Raw genomic sequence first — 19171 nt, 5'->3', positions numbered from 1 at the left:
ACATTCGAACGCCAGAGGTCGCCAGCGATGCGTTATCCCCACCTGTTCAAACCCATGCAGCTGAACCAGCTGACGCTGCGCAACCGGATCGTCAGCACCGCGCACGCGGAGGTGTATGCCGAGCCGGGCGGCCTGCCGGGCGACCGCTATATCCGCTACTACGAAGAAAAGGCGAAGGGTGGCGTCGGCCTGGCCATCTGCGGCGGGTCGAGCCCGGTATCGATCGACAGCCCGCAAGGCTGGTGGAAATCGGTGAACCTGTCGACCGACAAGATCATCGATCCGCTCACGCGCCTGGCCGACACGATGCACAAGCACGGCGCGAAGATCATGATCCAGGCGACGCACATGGGCCGCCGCTCGTCGTTCCACGGCGAGCACTGGCCGCACCTGATGTCGCCGTCGGGCGTGCGCGAACCGGTGCACCGCGGCAATGCGAAGATCATCGAGATCGAGGAAATCCGCCGCATCATCGGCGATTTCGCGGCGGCCGCGAAGCGCGTGAAGGCGGCCGGCATGGACGGCATCGAAATCTCCGCCGCCCACCAGCACCTGATCGACCAGTTCTGGAGCAAGCGTTCGAACCATCGCACCGACGAATGGGGCGGCAGCCTCGAAAACCGCCTGCGCTTCGGCATCGAAGTGCTGACGGCCGTGCGCGAGGCGGTCGGCAAGGACTTCTGCGTCGGCCTGCGCATGTGCGGCGACGAATTCCACGAGGACGGCCTCGATCACGAAGCGCTGAAGGAAATCGCGCAGGCGATGTCGGAGACGGGCCTGATCGACTATCTGAGCGTGGTCGGCTCGGGTGGCGATACGCACAACACGATCGCGAACTGCATGCCGCCGATGGCGTTGCCGCCGGAGCCGTTCGTGCACCTCGCGGCCGGCATCAAGTCGGTCGTGAAGATTCCGGTGATGCACGCGCAGAGCATCCGCGATGCGGGCCAGGCCGAGCGCCTGCTCGCGAACGGGATGATCGACCTGGTCGGCATGACGCGCGCGCAGATCGCCGATCCGCACATGGTGATCAAGATCCGCGACGGCCGCGAGGACGAAATCAAGCAGTGCGTCGGTGCGAACTACTGCATCGACCGCCAGTACAACGGCCTCGACGTGCTGTGCATCCAGAACGCGGCGACGTCGCGCGAAGCGACGATGCCGCACATCATCGAGAAATCGCGCGGCCCGAAGCGCAAGGTCGTGGTGGTCGGCGCCGGCCCGGCAGGGCTCGAGGCCGCTCGCGTCGCGAAGCTGCGCGGCCACGACGTCGTGCTGTTCGAGAAGAACGCGGAAGTCGGCGGCCAGGTGATGATCGCCGCGAAGGCGCCGCAGCGCGAGCAGATGTCGGGGATCATCCGCTGGTTCGACATGGAAACGAAGCGCCTGGGCGTCGACCGGCGTCTCGGCGTGGCCGCCGACGAGAAGATGATCATGGCCGAGAAGCCGGACATCGTCGTGCTCGCCACCGGCGGTTCGAGCTTCACGTGGCAGGTGCCGGCGTGGGGCGTCGCCGAAGGCCTCGCCGTCAGCTCGTGGGACATCCTGACCGGCAAGGTCGAGCCGAAGCAGAACGTGCTGCTGTTCGATGGCGTGAGCACGCATGCGGGCGCCGGCGTGGCCGACTTCATGGCGAGCCGCGGCTCGAAGGTCGAGGTCGTCACGCCGGACGTGAAGGTCGCCGACGACTGCGGCGGCACGACGTTCCCGATCTTCTATCGGCGCCTGTACGCGTTCGGCGTGATTCCGACGCCGAACACGATGCTCGATCGCGTCTATGAAGAGAACGGCAAGATGATCGCCGTGCTGCGCAACGAGTACACGGAAGAACTGGAAGAGCGCGCGGTCGACCAGGTGGTGATCGAGAACGGCTCGTCGCCGAACGACGAACTGTACTGGAAGCTCAAGCCGGAATCGGTGAACCGCGGCCAGATCGATCCGCACACGCTGTTCGCGGCCGAGCCGCAGCCGTGCCTGTCGGAAGAACTCGGCAACGGCCGCTTCCTGCTGTTCCGTGTCGGCGACTGCATCTCGATGCACAACGTCCACGGTGCGATCTACGACTCGCTGCGTCTCGTGAAGGATTTCTAAAAGATGAACCCGTCCTTCCTCATTACCGCCCTGTTGTGGCTGTCGGTGGCGGGGCTTGCGTTCGCGGTCGCGAAGCGCTCGTCCTACTGGCGCCTGGGTCGGGCCACGGCGCCCGGCTCGTTCGGCGTCGCGAACCTGTTCGCGATTCCGAAGCGTTATTTCGTCGACCTGCACCACGTGGTCGCCCGCGATCCGTACATCGCGAAGACCCACGTCGCGACCGCCGGCGGTGCGATCGGCGCGCTCGCGCTGGTGTTCGTCAACTACGGCCTCGCGATCTACTCGCCGTGGCTCGATAAGCTGATCTTCCTCGCGGCGCTCGCGATGCTGGTCGGCGCGGTGTTCGTGTGGCGCCGGCGCGCGGCGAAGGACGTGCCGGCGCGCCTGTCGCGCGGCCCGTGGAATACGCTGCCCTGGCTGCTCGGTTCGTTCGCGCTCGGCCTCGTGCTGTTCATGCTGGTGCCGACCGGCGCGATGTCGGGTGCGTTCGCGGTGCTCTGCGCGCTGCTGATCGGCGTCGGTGCGTTCACGATGACGGTCGGCGCCGCGAAGGGCGGCCCGATGAAGCATGCGATCGCCGGCCTGCTGCACCTCGCGTTCCACCCGCGCCAGGAGCGTTTCGCGGCCACGCGCGAATCGTTCACCGGCAACGGCACGGCCACGCCGCCGACCGCGCTGAAGCTGCCGGACATCGAGCATCAGGAGTACGGCGTCGCGAAGCCGGTCGAATTCCGCTGGAACCAGCTGCTGAGCTTCGACGCGTGCGTGCAGTGCGGCAAGTGCGAAGCCGCGTGCCCCGCGTTCGCGTCGGGCCAGCCGCTGAATCCGAAGAAGCTGATCCAGGATCTCGTCGTCGGGATGGCCGGCGGCACCGATGCGGCGTACGCGGGCAGTCCGTCGCCGGGCATTCCGGTCGGCCAGCATCGCGGCGAGCCGAACGGCCCGATCGTGTCGGGCCTGATCGAGGAACAGACGCTGTGGTCGTGCACGACCTGCCGCGCGTGCGTGCAGGAATGCCCGATGCTGATCGAACACGTCGATGCGATCGTCGACATGCGCCGCAACCGCACGCTCGTGCACGGCACGGTGCCGGGCAAGGGCCAGGAGGTGCTCGCGAACCTGCGCGAGACCGGTACGATGGGCGGCTACGACACGGCCGCGCGCTATGACTGGTCGGTGGACCTGAGCGCGCCGGTCGCGCAGCCGGGCAAGCCGGTCGACGTGCTGTTCGTCGCGGGCGAAGGCGCATTCGACATGCGCTACCAGCGCACGCTGCGCGCGTTCGTGAAGGTGCTGAACAAGGCGGGCGTCGACTACGCGGTGCTCGGCCCGACGGAAACCGACACGGGCGACGTCGCGCGCCGGCTCGGCGACGAAGCGACGTTCCAGCAGATGGCGAAGCGCCTGATCGGCACGCTTGGCACGCTGTCGTACAAGCAGATCGTGACGGCCGACCCGCACGTGATGCACAGCCTGCGCAACGAATACCGCGCGCTCGGGCTGCGCGTGACGGTCAAGCATCACACGACCTATCTGGCCGAACTGGCCGACAGCGGCAAGATCGCGCCGAAGGCGGTCGAGGCGCTGCAGGAGAAGCGCACGACCTATCACGATCCGTGCTACCTCGGCCGCTACAACGGTGAGACGGAAGCGCCGCGCAAGCTGTTGAAGACGATCGGCATCCAGGTCGTCGAGATGGAGCGCAACGGCATGCGCGGCCGCTGCTGCGGTGGCGGCGGCGGTGCGCCGCTGACCGACATCCCCGGCAAGCAGCGCATCCCGGACATCCGCATCGCCGATGCGCGTACGATCGGCGCGGACGTGGTCGCGGTTGCGTGCCCGAACTGCACGGCCATGCTCGAAGGCGTCGTGGGCCCGCGCCCCGACGTGCTCGACGTCGCCGAACTCGTCGCCGCCTCGCTGGAGTGAATCGATGAATACGATCAAACGAATCGATCCGCGCCGGCCGTTCATCATCACGGCCGCCGGCCTGAAGCGCATCACGCTCGGCGAGGAAGGCAGCGCCGATGCGAACGCCGCGCAATGGTCCGCGCACGGTCATGGCGCCGCGGCCGCGAAGCCGCGCCGCGTGCTGCAGGACCCGAAGCACGTGATGCTGGTGGTCGCCCATGGCGAGCGCGGCGCGCTCGACGACCATTCGCGTCAGGCGATTGCCGCCGCCGCCGTGCTCGCCGATGCGCAGACGGAAGTCGCGCTGCTCGCGTTCGGCGAATTGAAGGACGACGTGGCCGAACTCGGCGTCGACAAGCTGCTCGAGCTGACCGGCTTCGATCGCCGTGCGTTCGATCCCGAAAGCGAACTGCAAGCATTGCAGGCGTGTGTTGCCGCACTGGCGCCGAAACACGTGTTCGTGCCCGACAACGCGACGGGCGACGGCGATCTCGGCCGGCGTTACGCGGCGGCCGCCGGCGCGAGCGTCGCGACTCACGTCGTCGAAATCGACGCGAAGCATGTGGGTACGTATGCGCAGGCCGGGCGGGCGTTCGCGACCCGCGCGCTGCCCGACGTGATCCTGCTCGCGCAGAACGCGGTGGAAGCGAAGCTGCCGTTCGTCGGCGCCGGCGAGCGCGTGGCGGCCGATTTCATCCGCCCGGCGCATGACGCCGCGCAGCCGTACCGCGATCTCGGTGTCGACGAAATCGACGCGGCCCAGGTCGCGCTCGAGGAAGCCGATTTCATCGTGTCGGCCGGCAACGGCGTGTCCGACATCGGCGCGTTCGAGCGGCTGGCCGAGGTGTTCGGCGCGGCGATCGGCGCGAGCCGCGTCGCGGTCGACAACGGCCACTTCACGCGCGACAAGCAGGTCGGCGCGACCGGCAAGACGGTCGAGGCGAGCGTGTACATCGCGTTCGGCATCTCGGGCGCGGTGCAGCATTTGCAGGGGATCAAGGACTGCCGCCACGTGATCGCGGTGAACCTCGACGGCAGCGCGCCGATCGCGAAGCGCGCGAACCTGACGGTGGTCGGCGACGCGCAGGCGACGATCGCCGCGCTGATCGAACAGGTCCAGGCCGCGCGGGCCGCGCGCGGCGAATCGCCGGCCGCGGTCGGCACCCGCGAACCCGAAGGAGTCGCCGCATGAACGCCCCCCGCCCCTTGCAACGCATCGCGGTGCTTGTGTCCGTCGGCCGGCATCCGGTCAGCGGTGTCGCGCGCTACAGCCGCAACGATGCGGCCGCGCTCGAAACCGGCCGGCAGCTCGCCGAGAAGCATCGCGCGACGCTCGACGTGATCCACGCGGGCGACCCCGCTAATGCGGCGCTTGCCGAATATCTCGCGCTCGGCGCACGGGAGGTCGAAGTGCTGGCCTGCCGCGACGGCGACGATGCCGTGCACGCGCTCGCCGCGCGTGTCGAAGGCTACGACCTCGTGCTGACCGGCACGCGCGCCGAGGGCGCGTACGACACCGGGATGCTGCCGTACCGCGTCGCCGCGGCGCTCGGCTATCCGCTCGTCGGCTCGGCCGTCGACGTGACGGTCGAAGACGGCCGCGCGGCGGTCCGGCAATTTTTGCCGAAAGGGCTGCGGCGGCGTGTCGACGCGGCGCTGCCGGCCGTCGTCGCCGTCCACCCGCTCGCCGGTGTCGAGCCGCGCTATGCGTATGCGCGGCTGCGCGCCGGCGCGATCCGGCCGGCGCTCGCGGCGCCCGGCGCGGATGCCGATGCGGCCGCGTGGACGGTCGGCCCGGTCGAGCGTAAACCCGTAAAACTGGTCGCCGCCGAGAAGCGCTCCGGGCATGCCCGGATGCTGTCCGCGACGACGACCGAAAGCCGTGGCGGCAACGTCGTAAATGAAGGGAGTTCGGTCGAAAAAGCACAAGTGATCCTCGCGTATTTGCGCGAGCATCAGCTCATCGACTACTGATTTTGATGCCTGTCGGCAAGAAACCCAGGGATGCAAGGAATCCGGAGCAAACGATGAAAGTATCGGCAGACATTCGTGCATTGATCGAACGCCGCAAGGCAGGCTACAGCCTCGAAGCGCCGTTCTACACGAGCGAGGACATCTTCGCGCTCGACATGGAGGCGATTTTCCGCCAGCACTGGATCCAGGTGGCGGTCGAACCGGACATTCCCGAGCCGGGCGATTACGTGACCGTGGAACTCGGCAGCGATTCGATCCTGATCGTGCGCGACGACGACATGGCGATTCGCGCGTTCCACAACGTGTGCCGTCACCGCGGTGCGCGCCTGTGCAACGAAGACAAGGGCTCGGTCGGCAACATCGTGTGCCCGTACCACAGCTGGACGTACAACCTGACGGGCCAGCTGATGTTCGCCGAGCACATGGGCGAGAAGTTCGACCGTTGCAAGCACAGCCTGAAGTCGGTGCACGTCGAGAACCTCGCGGGCCTGATCTTCATTTGCCTTGCCGACGAGCCGCCGGTCGATTTCGCGCAGATGCGCGCGGAGATGGAGCCGTACCTGCTGCCGCACGATCTGCCGAGCACGAAGATCGCCGCGCAGATCGACATCATCGAGGAAGGCAACTGGAAGCTCACGATGGAGAACAACCGCGAGTGCTATCACTGCGTCGCGAACCATCCGGAGCTGACGATCTCGCTGTACGAATACGGCTTCGGCTACCAGCGCTCCGACGCGAACGCCGAAGGCATGGACGCATTCGCTGAAACGTGCGTGCGGCGCGGCAAGGAGTGGGCCGAGATGGGCCTGCCGTCCGCCGAAATCGAAAAGCTGCTCGACGTGACGGGTTTCCGCACGCAGCGCCTGCCGCTCGACCGTCACGGCGAATCGCAGACGCTCGACGCGAAGATCGCGTCGAAGAAGCTGCTCGGCGGCTTCGACAAGGCCGACCTCGGCGGGCTGTCGTTCTGGACCCAGCCGAACTCGTGGCACCACTTCATGAGCGATCACATCGTGACGTTCTCGGTGATCCCGCTGTCGGCCGGCAAGACGCTCGTGCGCACGAAGTGGCTCGTGCACAAGGACGCGAAGGAAGGCATCGACTACGACGTGAAGAACCTGACGGCCGTGTGGAACGCGACCAACGACCAGGATCGCGCGCTCGTCGAATTCTCGCAGCGCGGCGCGACCAGCAGCGCGTACGAGCCGGGCCCGTATTCGCCGTACACGGAAGGCCTCGTCGAAAAATTCTCGGCCTGGTACATCGGCCGGCTCGCCGAACAAACCGGCGCGTAGTCGTCAGCGGAACAGCAAGCGGAGTTAGAAATGATGCGAGATGCGGCCAATTTCGAACCGGCGGACAGCCGGGTGACACACCCGGCCTTCTGGAACGCGCTGCCCGAGCGCTGGACGAGCGACGTCGAGGAAACGCTGGTGTGCTGCCACGTGCGGCAGGAAACGCACGACGTGAAGAGCTTCTTCTTCCGTTCACCGCAGGGCCGCACGTTCTCGTTCGAGCCCGGGCAGTTCATCACGCTCGAGCTCGACATCGACGGCGAGACGATCAACCGCTGCTACACGATTTCGTCGTCGCCGGCGCGGCCGCACACGATTTCGATCACGGTGAAGCGCGTGCCGGGCGGCAAGGTGTCGAACTGGCTGCACGACAATCTGCAGCCGGGCGCATCGGTGCGCGTGCTCGGCCCCGCCGGCGAATTCACGTGCGCGCGGCATCCGGCGCGCAAGTACCTGTTCCTGTCGGCCGGCTCGGGCATCACGCCGCTGATGTCGATGAGCCGCGCGCACCATGATCTCGCCGAAGATCGCGACATCCTGTTCGTGCACAGCGCGCGCACGCCGGACGACATCATCTTCGCGCGCGAGCTCGACCTGATCGCGTCGAACCACACGAATTTCCGCACGTCGTTCGTCGTCGAGCGTGTCGGCGCACGGACCAACTGGCCGGGCGTCACGGGCTTCCTGACGCTGCCGCTGCTGAAGCTGATCGCGCCGGATTTCATGGAGCGCGAGATCTTCACGTGCGGCCCCGCGCCGTACATGAAGGCCGTGCGCGACCTGCTCGACGAAGCCGGTTTCGATCGCAAGCAGTATCACGAGGAAAGCTTCTCGTTCGAAACGCTCGCGCAGACCGCGAGTGACGAAGTGCTCGCCGAACTCGTGCCGCCGGCGGAAGGCGGCGACGCCGCGACGAAGCAGTACACGGTCAGCTTCGCGAAGAGCAACCGCGAGATCGCGTGCGGCTCGGAGCAGCACGTGCTCGACGCGGCGCGCCAGTCGGGCGTGCGGCTGCCCGCATCGTGCACGCAGGGCATGTGCGGCACCTGCAAGGTGAAGCTCGTGTCGGGGCAGGTCGAGATGAAGCACAACGGCGGTATTCGCCAGCGCGAGATCGATCAGGGAATGGTGCTGCTGTGCTGCAGCAAGCCGCTGTCGGATCTCGTGATCGACAAGTAGTCGAGATGCGCCGTCGGCGGTCCGGGCGCGTCGCGTCCGGACAAGCATCTGTCGGAAAACAACGATACCGCGGATTTGTGGTTGAAGAACCTAGAGAGACAACGCGCACGGTGCGCAGACCAAGGAGATCGACCATGAAATTGTTCGGAAAACTGTTTTGGACCGGCACCCTGTCGGCGATGGTGGCATTGAGCGCATCGGCGCTCGCCGATACGAAGCCGACGCTGAAAATCGGCTACGTCGAAGGCTGGGACGACAGCGTCGCGACGTCGAACGTCGCGGCCCGCGTGATCGAGAAGAAGCTCGGCTACGAGGTGAAGCTCGTGCCGGTCGCTGCCGGGATCATGTGGCAGGGCGTCGCGCGCGGCGATCTCGATGCGACGCTGTCCGCATGGCTGCCGGTCACGCACGGCTCGTACTGGAGCGAATACAAGAGCAAGGTCGTCGACGTCGGCGCGAACTTTCCCGACGCGAAGATCGGCCTGATCGTCCCGGATTACGTGAAGGCGAAGAGCATCGAGGATCTGAACGCCGAGAAGAGCAGCTTCGGCGGCCGCATCGTCGGCATCGATGCCGGTGCGGGCGTGATGCGCAAGACCGACGAAGCGATCAAGAACTACGGGCTGAGCTACACGCTGATGCCGAGCTCGGGCAGCGCGATGACGGCCGAGTTGTCGCGTTCGGTCGGCGCGAACAAGCCGGTGATCGTGACCGGCTGGGCGCCGCACTGGATGTTCGCGAAGTGGAAGCTGCGCTTCCTCGAGGATCCGAAGAAGGTGTTCGGCGGTGCCGAGCACGTCGACAGCGTCGTGAATCCGGGCCTCGAAACCAAGGCGAAGCCGGTCGTCGCGTTCCTGAAGAAATTCCAGTGGAAGCCGGGTGAAATCGACAGCGTGATGCTGGCGATCCAGAACGGTTCGAAGCCGGAAGCGGCCGCGGATGCGTGGATTGCAGCGCATGCCGACCGCGTGAATTCGTGGACGGAAGGCGCGCAGTAAGCACCTCGACATACGTCGTACGAATCGTCATAAAAATACGCCGGGAATGGCATGCAGGAATCCGAAATAATCAGGATGCAATGCGGCCATATCCCGGAATTCTTTTGCGGATTCTGCAAAAAAGCGCGTAAGTTGCTACACTAGCGCCCTTGTGCGGAATCATCTGCTTTGCATCGGAGCAGCGTAAACGCTGAAGCGCTTACGTTGATCGAGAGGAGGAATTGGATGAGTCAAGCAGGACTGCGTGCGAATCGCACCAGTGATGTCGAGGCAACCATCTCACATGATTCGACGGGCCACACGCTGCATCGTGGCCTGACCTGGAAAGACGCTTTTTGGGTGACGAGCGGCGTGCCGGCAGGTGTGCTGTTCACGATCGGCGGCGTATGCGCGACGATCGGCCAGCCCGCGTGGGCGATCTGGATCGCCGCGATCACGATGGGGCTGATTCAAAGCGCGACTTATGCGGAAATATCCGGGCTATTTCCCCATAAATCGGGCGGCGCGTCGGTGTATGGCGCGATTGGCTGGGTCCGTTACAGCAAGCTGATTGCCCCGGTTTCCGTGTGGTGCAACTGGCTCGCGTGGTCGCCGATGCTTGCGCTCGGCTGCGGCCTCGCGGCGAGCTATGCGCTCACGAGTCTCTTTCCCGCCAATGCGGCGGTGCTGCACTGGCAGCTCAAGGTGGCGGATCTCGGGTTCATCAAGCCGGGTCTATCCCTGCGAATCAACGCGACGTTCATCATCGCGACGATTCTGCTTCTCATCACGTTCAAGCTTCAGCACAGCGGCGCGTCGAAGGCCGCACGTACGCAGCGCATTCTCGGCATTGCGTCGCTCACGCCGCTCTTGATCGTCGGCATCGTGCCGTTCGTCACCGGCGACGTGCCGATGTCGAACCTGCTTCCGCTGCTGCCGCTCGGTCACGACGCGCAGGGCAACCTCACGGCCGCGACCTTCGGCTCGTGGAACGGGCAAGGCGTGACGATGGCGCTCGGCGCGATGTTCATGGCCGGCTGGGCGTCGTACGGTTTCGAGACGGCCGTCTGCTACACGCGTGAATTTCGCGATCCGCGGCGCGATACGGCCAAGGCGATCTTCTGGTCGGGGGCGCTGTGTCTCGTCGTGATGACGCTCGTCCCGCTCGCGTTCCAGGGCGCGCTCGGCACGCAGGCGATGCTCGATCCGGCGATCGGCGACGGCACCGGCGTCGCGGCCGCGATGGCGAAGATCGTCGGCGGCGGCGCGTGGGTCGCGAATGCGGTCGTCGTGATGCTGATGCTGTCGATCCTGCTGATCGTGATGACGTCGATGATGGGCTCGTCGCGCACGCTGTACCAGGCGTCGGTCGACGGATGGCTGCCGAAGTACCTGTCGCACGTGAACGAGCACGGCTCGCCCACGCGCGCGATGTGGACCGACCTCGGTTTCAACCTCGTGTTGCTGATGATGTCGGACTACATGACGGTGCTGTCGATTTCGAACGTCTGTTACATGCTGTTCGTATTCCTGAATCTTCAGTCGGGCTGGATCCACCGGATGGATCGCGGCAACTGGGATCGGCCGTTCCGCTGCCCGACCTGGCTGCTCGTCGGCGGCGCGATCTGCGGGTACGCGAACCTCGTCTACGTCGGCGCGGGCGCGAACCTGCAAGGCGAAGGCACGCTGCGCAACGGGCTGATCGCGATGCTGCTGATCGTGCCGGTGTTCCTCTATCGCCACTACTGGCAGGATCGCGGCCGTTTCCCGGCGCAGATGCAGCGCGACATGGAGCTGGAAGTGCCGAAGCGCGCGCTGTGGCTGAGCCTGATGCCGTATGCGGCGCTGATCGGTGCGGCGTTGACGATCGGGTTGTCGTACTACTTCGCGTGGATGAAGTGACGCGGTAATGCGCGCGTGTCACGGCACGCGATGGCTTCGGAAACCGCACACGGGGCCATCGCGCGAAGCGCCGGCGCAGCACGACGACAAACAAGGCCCAACCGGTTGCGTGCCGGTTGGGCCTTGTTCGTTTACACCGCGTTCGAGCGCGGCTGCGATGATCGGGTTACGGGAACACCACAGTCCGATCCCCGTTCAAGAACACCCGTCGCTCGATGAACGCCTTCACCGCACGCGCGAGCGTGAGGCTTTCGACGTCGCGCCCCACCGCGAGCAGTTGCTCCGGCCGCAGCGCATGATCGACGCGCTCGACGACCTGCTCGATGATCGGGCCTTCGTCGAGATCGTCGGTGACGAAGTGTGCGGTCGCGCCGATCAGCTTCACGCCGCGCGCATGGGCCTGGTGATACGGCTTCGCACCCTTGAAGCCGGGCAGGAACGAGTGATGGATGTTGATCGCGCGGTTCGCGAGCTTCGCGCTCGTCTCCTGCGACAGCACCTGCATGTAGCGCGCGAGGATCACGAGCTCGGCGCCGCTCGATTCGAAGAAGTCGAGCCATTGCGCTTCCTGCTGCGCCTTGGTGTCGGCCGTGATCGGGAAGTGGCGGAAAGGCAGCCCGTGCTGTGCGGCGAGCGGCTCGAAGTCGGGGTGGTTCGACACGATGCCGACGATGTCCATCTTCAGCTCGCCCATCCGCCAGCGGAACAGCAGATCCGCGAGGCAGTGCTCGAGCTTCGACACCATGATCAGCACCTTCGGGCGCGCGTTGACGTCGTGGATCGCCCATTGGATGTCGCCGTCGTGGCCGCCAAGTCCGGCCGCGATCGGCCCGAATTCCTGGCGCAGCGCGTCGATCTGCAGCGTCTCATCCGTCGGATGAAAGACGCAGCGCACGAAGAAGCGGTTGCTGAGATCGTCGTCGAACACGTTCAGCGCATCGACGTAGCAGCGATGGCGATCGAGAAAGCCGACGACGGCGGCGACCTGACCGGCCGCGCTCGGGCACGACAGTGTCAGGACGAATTGATCGGGGCGGTGCTCGGCGGTCATGAGACTCCTCGGATGGCATGGGGGCGCATGGCCGCGCGACGGCGCACGACAGCGCCGCGCCGCGCGGGTAGCGGGAGGCTCAAGTAAATCAGGACGATTCCGGGGCGGATAGAACCAACGCGCCGTGTGGCTGGTATCGGCGCGCCAGCGGGGCCTGGGGCGGGGAAGGGGAACGGGGCGGGCGCGCCGCGTCAGGCCGCCGCGCACGCGTCCAGCAGCCAGCGCCGGAACACGTGGGTCGCGTCCGGCTCTGGCCGCTGCGGCGGGCGCACCAGGAAGTAGCCGCGCGACGTGACGACGGGCGCGTCGACCAGCTTCACGAGCTGGCCGGACGCGACGAGTTCGTCGACGAGCGGCGCCCAGCCGAGCGCGACGCCTTCGCCGAGCAGCGCCGCATGAATCACGAGCGCATAGCTGTTGAAGGTTACGCCGCGGGCGGCGGCCGGCGGTTCGAGCCCGTGTGCGTCGAACCAGCCTGACCACGACAGCCAGCGCTCGGGGCGGGTCGGCTGCACGTGCAGGAGCGGCAGCGCGAGCAGGTGGTCGGCCCGCGCGACGTCCGGGTGCGCGTCGCGAAACGCGGGCGAGCAGACGGGCGTGACGGATTCCGGAAACAGCCGCGCGGCCGTGCACGACGGCCAGTGGCCGTCGCCGAACAGGATCGCGATGTCACCGTGGTCGCGCTGCGCGTCGTAATCCTGTGACGTGACGACGCGCACGTCGACGTCCGGCATCACGTGCTTCAGCCCGCCGAGGCGCGGCATCAGCCAGTAGGTCGCGAAACCGAAATCGGTGACGATCGTGAGCGCGCCGTGCTCGCGGCGCGCACGCAGCGTCGCGGTCGCGCCGCGCAGCGTGTCGAGGCTCAGCCGCACGGCTTCGTACAGGCACTGGCCGTCGGCCGTCAGCGTGACGCCGCGCGGGCTGCGTTCGAACAGTGGCACGCCGAGTTCGGCTTCGAGCTGGAACACCTGCTGGCTCACGGCCGGCTGCGTCGAGCCGAGCTCGCGCGCGGCGGCCGTGAAGCTCGCGAGCCGGGCGGCCGATTCGAACGCGCGCAGCGCCTGCATCGACGGTAACGGTTCGGATTTCGACATAAGTCCCTCTAATGGCCCCATAAGGACCGGACGGCTACCCGCGCGAATTCGGGCGGGCGATAGTGCGGCGGACGGTGCGGCAGATGCGCTTCATGCGCGGCCGCGCAACGTATGCCGCGATTCTAGCCAGCGCGGCCCCGGCGCGCGGCGGTTTCTGCGGATCGCCTCCGTCATGCCGGACGTCTCGCTGCCCGAGCGGCGAGCCGTTTCATTCGAACACCGCTTTCCCCACGATCGCCGATGACGAACCCGACACCCAACATCCTGATCCTGATGGCCGACCAGCTCACGCCGTTCGCGCTGCCCGCGTACGGCAACCGCGTCGCCCGCACGCCGACGCTCGACCGGCTCGCCGCCGAAGGCGTGGTGTTCGACGCCGCGTACTGCGCGAGCCCGCTGTGCGCGCCGTCGCGCTTCTCGCTGCTGACAGGCAAGCTGCCGTCGGGCATCGGCGCCTACGATAACGCCGCCGAATTGCCGGCGCAAACGCTGACGTTCGCGCATTACCTGCGCGCGGGCGGCTACCGGACGATGCTGTCCGGCAAGATGCATTTCTGCGGGCCCGATCAGTTGCACGGCTTCGAGGAGCGCCTCACGACCGACATCTATCCGGCCGATTTCGGCTGGGTGCCCGACTGGGACAGCCCGATGGAGCGGCCGAGCTGGTATCACAACATGAGCTCCGTGCTCGATGCGGGCCCGTGCGTGCGCACGAACCAGCTCGACTTCGACGACGAAGTGACGTTCGCCGCGAAGCAGAAACTGTACGACGTCGCGCGCGAACGCGCGGCCGGACACGATGTGCGGCCGTTCTGCATGGTCGTGTCGCTGACGCATCCGCACGACCCGTATGCGATCACGCGCGAATACTGGGATCGCTACGACGATGACGAGATCGACATGCCGGCCGTGCGGCTCGATGCGGCCGAAAGCGATCCGCATTCGCAGCGGCTGCGTTTCGTCTGCGAGAACGACCGCACACCGCCGACCGACGCGCAGATCCGGGCCGCGCGCCGCGCGTATTACGGCGCGACGTCGTACGTGGACACGCAGTTCGGCAGCGTGCTGGCCGCGCTCGAGCAATGCGGGTTCGCCGACGATACGATCGTGATCGTCACGTCCGACCACGGCGACATGCTCGGCGAGCGCGGGCTCTGGTACAAGATGACGTTCTTCGAGGGCGGCTGCCGCGTGCCGCTGATGGTGCATGCACCGGGCCGCTTCGGCGCCGCGCGCGTGCGCGGGCCCGTGTCGCACGTCGACCTGCTGCCGACGCTCGTCGAACTGGCCGGCGTGGCGCCGGCCGGCGGCTGGCCGGACCCGGTCGACGGCGCGAGCCTCGTGCCGCACCTGCACGGCGCGCCCGCGCACGATGTCGCGCTCGGCGAATACCTCGCGGAAGGCGCGCTCGCGCCGATCGTGATGATCCGGCGCGGCGACTGGAAATACGTGCATTGCCCGGCCGATCCCGACCAGCTTTACCACCTGTCGGACGACCCGCGCGAGCTGACGAACCTGGCCGGGCAGCCGGAAGCCGCCGACGTGCTCGCCGCATTCCGCGCGCAGGCCGCGCAGCGCTGGAACCTGCCCGAGCTGGACCGGCAGGTGCGCGCGAGCCAGCGGCGCCGGCGCTTCCATTACGCGGCGACGACGCAGGGCCGCATCCACGCGTGGGACTGGCAGCCGTTCACCGACGCGAGCCAGCGCTACATGCGCAATCACGTCGAACTCGATACGCTCGAAGCGATGGCGCGTTTTCCGCGCGTCGGGCGCTGAACGTCCCGCATCGCGGTCATTGAAGAACGACGGAGGAAACGAACCATGAAACGGCAAGGCAATGCAGCAATCCGAAGGATCGGCGCGGCGTTGGCCGCCGCGTGCGTGGTGGCGACGCAGCCTGCGTCTGCCGCCGATCCGCAGACGTGCGGCGACGTGAAGATGGCGGCGCCCGGCTGGACCGACATCGACGCGACGAACGCGATGGCGGGCGTCGTGCTGAAGGCGCTCGGCTACCGGCAGGACGTGGCGAACCTGTCGGTGCCGATCACGTACCAGGGCTTGAAGAAAGGGCAGGTCGACGTGTTCCTCGGCAACTGGATGCCCGCTCAGGCGCCGCTCGTGAAGCCGTTCGTAGACGAGAAATCGATCGACGTGCTGCACGCGAACCTGAGCGGCGCGAAGTTCACGCTCGCGGTGCCCGACTATGTGGCCGCGGCCGGCGTGCATACGTTCGCCGATCTGGCGCGCTTCGCGGACCGTTTCGGCGGCAAGATCTACGGGATCGAGCCCGGCGCGCCCGCGAACCAGAACATCAAGCGGATGCTGTCCGACCATGCGCTGGGGTCCGCGAACTGGTCGCTCGTCGAATCGAGCGAGACGGGCATGCTTACGCAGGTCGAGCGCGCGGTGCGCGACAAGCGCTGGATCGTGTTTCTCGCGTGGGAGCCGCATCTGATGAACACGAAGTTTCATCTGACGTATCTGTCGGGCGGCGATGCATACTTCGGCCCGAACTACGGCGGTGCGACGGTCAACACGGTCACGCGTGCCGGGTTCGCCGGCCAGTGCACGAATCTCGCGCGGCTGTTCCGGCAGATGACGTTCTCCGTCGACGTCGAGAACCGGATGATCGCCGACATGCTTGACCACAAGACGTCGCCCGCGCTCGCGGCGCAGCATGCGCTGAAGGCCGAGCCCGCGCTGGTCGCCGGCTGGCTCGACGGCGTGACGACGGCCACCGGCGCACCGGGCCTGCCGGCCGTGCGCGCGGTCCTCGACGGTCGCTGATTGCCTCCCGCCGGGCGGCCGGTCTTTGCCGTGCCGCCTGTCTCGGTGTTTTCCCGACCCGTCGCATCGTGACCATTTAGTGTCGCCTTCAGACGGGTGACCGGAAATATGGGTTTGTATTTTTCGCCAATGGCTGCGTTATTGCGGAAAACGAAATACCGGAGCCAGCGGGGCGGTCTGAATTCGAATCCACCGGCGCACCGCGGCACGCGCCGGGACGAGATTCTATCCATCGAACGGTTCAGGGAGGGTGGTCGACAATGAAGCACACGAAAGTTGCCGTAGCTGCCGCGCTTGCATGCGCGGCCTGTATTCCCGCCATCGGCCATGCGCAGAGCAGCGTGACGCTGTACGGGATTCTCGACGCCGGTATCACCTACGTGAACAACACGGGCGGCTCGCACGTGGTCAAGTTCGACGACGGCGTCGCCTACGGAAACCGCTTCGGCCTCAAGGGCACGGAAGACCTCGGCGGCGGCCTGAAGGCCGTGTTCGTGCTCGAGAGCGGTTTCCGTCTCGGCAACGGGCAACTCGGCTTCGGCGGCGCCGAATTCGGCCGGCAGGCGTATGTCGGCCTGCAGAACGACTGGGGCACGCTGTCGTTCGGTAACCAGCTCGACATCACGAACGAACTCGTATCGATCTACAACATCTCGGCGTGGGGCAGCGGTTATGCGATCCACCAGGGCGACTTCGACCGCTTCAACGGTGACCGCCTGCCGAACTCGGTGAAGTTCCTGTCGAACGACATGAGCGGCTTCAAGTTCGGCGCGATGTACTCGTTCGGCAACGTCGCGGGCAACTTCCATCGCAACAGTGCATGGAGCGCGGGCGCGAGCTTCACGAAGGGCGATTTCTCGATCGGCGCCGCCTACACGCGCCTGAACAACCCGAACGGCATCTACGCGTTCGACCCGTACGCGATGATCGGCACGCACACGTTCCTCGGCCAGCAGACCGTTACCGTCGATCCGGCGACCGGCGCGCGTACCGACCTGTTCGCGAACACGCCGATGGGTGTCGACAGCCAGGGCACGTTCGGCATCGGCACCAGCTACACGATCGGCAAGCTGACGCTCGACGCCAACTACTCGTACACGACGATCAAGGGCTTCGGCCAGTCGTCGCACATGCAGGTGTACGAAGGCGGCGGCCTGTACCAGTTCACGCCGGCGCTGAGCTTCATCGCGGGCTACCAGCACACGCGCTTCGAAGGCCACCACTGGAACCAGGGCACGGCGGGCCTGCACTACCTGCTGTCGAAGCGCACCGACATCTACATCTCCGGCGATTACCTGCGCGCGTCGCAGGGCGTCGATGCGGTGATCGGCTACAGCTTCACGCCTTCGACGACGCAGACGCAGGCCGACGTTCGGATCGGGATGCGGCATTCGTTCTGAGCGAGCAGGTGCAGTTGATGTAGTGACGTCTTCAGCGAGGTCTCTCTTTGGCGCGAACCGCGGTTCGCGCTTTTTTTTGTGCGATGCGCCGGCTCGACGGGGCGCGTGGCCGGCGGCCGACCGGTTTTCCGCGGTTGGCATATCATCGCGGTTTGGCCGCGTCCGCACCGTTGCCGCGCGCACGCACTCGCGTGTGTCGTCGTTTCCCGAACGGTCGCGGTGCGCAGCGCCAGCCGCCGAGATTCCGATGACCACCCCCGTGCCCGATTCCAGTCCTTTATCCCCGTTACCCGCCAACCTGTTCCGCCACGCGCCGTTCCAGCGTTTCTGGGGCACGCGCGTGATGTCGTCGCTGGCTTTCCAGATCCTGTCGGTCGCGATCGGCTGGTATGTGTACGCGCTCACGCACAGCGCGTTCGCGCTCGGTCTCGTCGGCCTCGCGCAGTTCGTGCCAATGTTCGCGCTGACGCTCGTCGTCGGGCAGGTGGCCGACCGCTACGACCGCCGGCGCATCGCGACGATCTGCCAGAGCGTCGAGGCACTGGCCGCCGGCGTGTTCCTGCTCGGCGCGGCCCAAGGGTGGCTGGCCGCGCCGGCCGTGTATGCGCTCGCGGCGGTCGTCGGCACGGCGCGCGCGTTCGAGTCGCCGTCGGTGTCGTCGTTGTTGCCGGCCGTCGTACCGCGCACCGACCTGCCGCGTGCGACCGCACTATCGACGTCCGCGAACCAGGCCGCGCAGATCCTCGGGCCCGCGTTCGGCGGGTTGCTCTATGGTGTCGGCGCGCCCGTCGCGTTCGGCACGAGCGTCGCGGCATTCGCGATCGCGGCGATGCTGAGCGGCACGATCCCGCTGCGCAGCGCACCGCCCGCTCGCGAGCCGGTGACGCTGCGCTCGGTGTTTTCGGGCATCGCGTTCATCCGGCGCGAACCGGCGATTCTCGGCGCGCTGTCGCTCGATCTGTTCGCGGTGCTGTTCGGTGGCGCGACCGCGCTGCTGCCGATCTACGCGCGCGACATCCTGCAGGTCGGCCCATGGGGCCTCGGCGCGTTGCGCGCGGCGCCGGCGGTCGGCGCGCTCGCGGGCACGCTGTGGCTCACGCGTTTCCCGTTGAAGGGGCGGCCGGGCCGCGCGATGTTCGGCGGCGTGATCGCGTTCGGCATCGCGACGATCGTGTTCGGGTTGTCGCGGCATTTCGCGTTGTCGCTCGTGGCGCTGGCCGCGCTCGGCGCGTCGGACGTGATCAGCGTCGTCGTGCGCCTGTCGCTCGTGCAACTGCGCACGCCCGACGACATGCTCGGTCGCGTGAGCGCGGTCAACTCGCTGTTCATCGGCACGTCGAACCAGCTCGGCGAATTCGAATCGGGCGTGACGGCCGCGTGGTGGGGCGCGCCGGCCGCGATCGTCGTCGGCGGCGCGGCGACGATCGCCGTCGCGCTCGCATGGATGCGGCTGTTTCCGCAGCTCACGAACATGAAGTCGCTCGAACGCGACGGGTGACGCGCGTCA

General features: G+C 66.9%; 14 protein-coding genes. 12 read left to right on the top strand and 2 right to left on the bottom strand.

Annotation, left to right across the window (positions count from 1 at the left end):
• Positions 1-27 precede the first annotated feature (27 nt).
• The 8 genes from CFB81_RS25635 to CFB81_RS25600 all read left to right on the top strand — a co-directional run bounded on the left by CFB81_RS25635 (position 28) and on the right by CFB81_RS25600 (position 11329).
• Positions 28-2091, top strand: coding sequence for an NADH:flavin oxidoreductase (locus CFB81_RS25635; protein ID WP_006488987.1), 2064 nt, complete (start codon positions 28-30; stop codon positions 2089-2091).
• 3 nt (positions 2092-2094) lie between these two features.
• Positions 2095-4020 carry a (Fe-S)-binding protein gene (locus tag CFB81_RS25630; RefSeq protein WP_089436936.1) on the top strand — a complete coding sequence of 642 codons (1926 nt, stop codon included), beginning with the start codon at positions 2095-2097 and terminating at the stop codon, positions 4018-4020.
• 4 nt (positions 4021-4024) lie between these two features.
• Entirely contained in the window at positions 4025-5194 is a 1170-nt protein-coding gene (locus CFB81_RS25625; RefSeq protein ID WP_089436935.1) for an electron transfer flavoprotein subunit alpha/FixB family protein, read from the top strand.
• Positions 5191-5976, top strand: a complete 786-nt coding sequence (locus CFB81_RS25620) for an electron transfer flavoprotein subunit beta/FixA family protein (RefSeq protein ID WP_069617436.1) — start codon at positions 5191-5193, stop codon at positions 5974-5976. Before CFB81_RS25625 ends, CFB81_RS25620 begins: the two co-directional genes overlap by 4 nt.
• A gap of 53 nt (positions 5977-6029) precedes the next feature.
• The gene (locus CFB81_RS25615) at positions 6030-7271 is read left to right on the top strand and encodes an SRPBCC family protein (protein ID WP_069617435.1); all 1242 of its coding nucleotides are present in this window, start codon (positions 6030-6032) and stop codon (positions 7269-7271) included.
• Positions 7272-7301: 30 nt separating this feature from the next.
• Complete coding sequence (locus CFB81_RS25610; protein WP_069617434.1) at positions 7302-8450, top strand: hybrid-cluster NAD(P)-dependent oxidoreductase; 1149 nt, start codon at positions 7302-7304, stop codon at positions 8448-8450.
• A gap of 134 nt (positions 8451-8584) precedes the next feature.
• Complete coding sequence (locus CFB81_RS25605) at positions 8585-9448, top strand: glycine betaine ABC transporter substrate-binding protein (RefSeq protein ID WP_069617433.1); 864 nt, start codon at positions 8585-8587, stop codon at positions 9446-9448.
• A gap of 225 nt (positions 9449-9673) precedes the next feature.
• Positions 9674-11329, top strand: coding sequence for an APC family permease (locus tag CFB81_RS25600; RefSeq protein WP_089436934.1), 1656 nt, complete (start codon positions 9674-9676; stop codon positions 11327-11329).
• A 166-nt stretch (positions 11330-11495) separates the two neighbouring features.
• Here CFB81_RS25600 and purU read toward each other — a convergent pair whose 3' ends face one another.
• Both purU and CFB81_RS25590 read right to left on the bottom strand, forming a co-directional pair.
• A complete protein-coding gene (gene purU, locus CFB81_RS25595) occupies positions 11496-12380 on the bottom strand; it encodes a formyltetrahydrofolate deformylase (protein ID WP_069617431.1) in 885 nt (294 codons plus the stop codon).
• A gap of 191 nt (positions 12381-12571) precedes the next feature.
• A complete protein-coding gene (locus CFB81_RS25590; RefSeq protein ID WP_069617430.1) occupies positions 12572-13477 on the bottom strand; it encodes a LysR family transcriptional regulator in 906 nt (301 codons plus the stop codon).
• Positions 13478-13717: 240 nt separating this feature from the next.
• Between CFB81_RS25590 and betC the strand changes: the two genes are divergently transcribed.
• The 4 genes from betC (at position 13718) to CFB81_RS25565 (ending at position 19162) form a co-directional block, all read left to right on the top strand.
• Positions 13718-15253 carry a choline-sulfatase gene (gene betC, locus CFB81_RS25580; protein ID WP_089436933.1) on the top strand — a complete coding sequence of 512 codons (1536 nt, stop codon included), beginning with the start codon at positions 13718-13720 and terminating at the stop codon, positions 15251-15253.
• 45 nt (positions 15254-15298) lie between these two features.
• A complete protein-coding gene (choX, locus tag CFB81_RS25575; protein ID WP_089436932.1) occupies positions 15299-16264 on the top strand; it encodes a choline ABC transporter substrate-binding protein in 966 nt (321 codons plus the stop codon).
• Between the two features lie 260 nt (positions 16265-16524).
• Positions 16525-17664, top strand: a complete 1140-nt coding sequence (locus CFB81_RS25570; protein WP_089436931.1) for a porin — start codon at positions 16525-16527, stop codon at positions 17662-17664.
• A gap of 22 nt (positions 17665-17686) precedes the next feature.
• The gene (locus CFB81_RS25565) at positions 17687-19162 is read left to right on the top strand and encodes an MFS transporter (protein ID WP_373452655.1); all 1476 of its coding nucleotides are present in this window, start codon (positions 17687-17689) and stop codon (positions 19160-19162) included.
• Positions 19163-19171: the final 9 nt, after the last annotated feature.

Origin of the sequence: Burkholderia sp. AU28863 (assembly GCF_002223195.1) — a bacterium.
In the GTDB taxonomy this organism is placed as follows: Bacteria; Pseudomonadota; Gammaproteobacteria; order Burkholderiales; family Burkholderiaceae; genus Burkholderia; species Burkholderia sola.
Note: the sequence above shows the minus strand (reverse complement) of the source record. Positions and strands in the feature narration are given on the sequence as shown.

Bases quoted from the DNA above. Each gene is read 5' to 3' on its own strand.
- CFB81_RS25635 (WP_006488987.1), top strand. From the start codon at position 28: ATGCGTTATCCCCACCTGTTCAAACCCATGCAGCTGAACCAGCTGACG.
- CFB81_RS25630 (WP_089436936.1), top strand. From the start codon at position 2,095: ATGAACCCGTCCTTCCTCATTACCGCCCTGTTGTGGCTGTCGGTGGCG.
- CFB81_RS25625 (WP_089436935.1), top strand. From the start codon at position 4,025: ATGAATACGATCAAACGAATCGATCCGCGCCGGCCGTTCATCATCACG.
- CFB81_RS25620 (WP_069617436.1), top strand. From the start codon at position 5,191: ATGAACGCCCCCCGCCCCTTGCAACGCATCGCGGTGCTTGTGTCCGTC.
- CFB81_RS25615 (WP_069617435.1), top strand. From the start codon at position 6,030: ATGAAAGTATCGGCAGACATTCGTGCATTGATCGAACGCCGCAAGGCA.
- CFB81_RS25610 (WP_069617434.1), top strand. From the start codon at position 7,302: ATGATGCGAGATGCGGCCAATTTCGAACCGGCGGACAGCCGGGTGACA.
- CFB81_RS25605 (WP_069617433.1), top strand. From the start codon at position 8,585: ATGAAATTGTTCGGAAAACTGTTTTGGACCGGCACCCTGTCGGCGATG.
- CFB81_RS25600 (WP_089436934.1), top strand. From the start codon at position 9,674: ATGAGTCAAGCAGGACTGCGTGCGAATCGCACCAGTGATGTCGAGGCA.
- purU (WP_069617431.1), bottom strand. From the start codon at position 12,380: ATGACCGCCGAGCACCGCCCCGATCAATTCGTCCTGACACTGTCGTGC.
- CFB81_RS25590 (WP_069617430.1), bottom strand. From the start codon at position 13,477: ATGTCGAAATCCGAACCGTTACCGTCGATGCAGGCGCTGCGCGCGTTC.
- betC (WP_089436933.1), top strand. From the start codon at position 13,718: ATGACGAACCCGACACCCAACATCCTGATCCTGATGGCCGACCAGCTC.
- choX (WP_089436932.1), top strand. From the start codon at position 15,299: ATGAAACGGCAAGGCAATGCAGCAATCCGAAGGATCGGCGCGGCGTTG.
- CFB81_RS25570 (WP_089436931.1), top strand. From the start codon at position 16,525: ATGAAGCACACGAAAGTTGCCGTAGCTGCCGCGCTTGCATGCGCGGCC.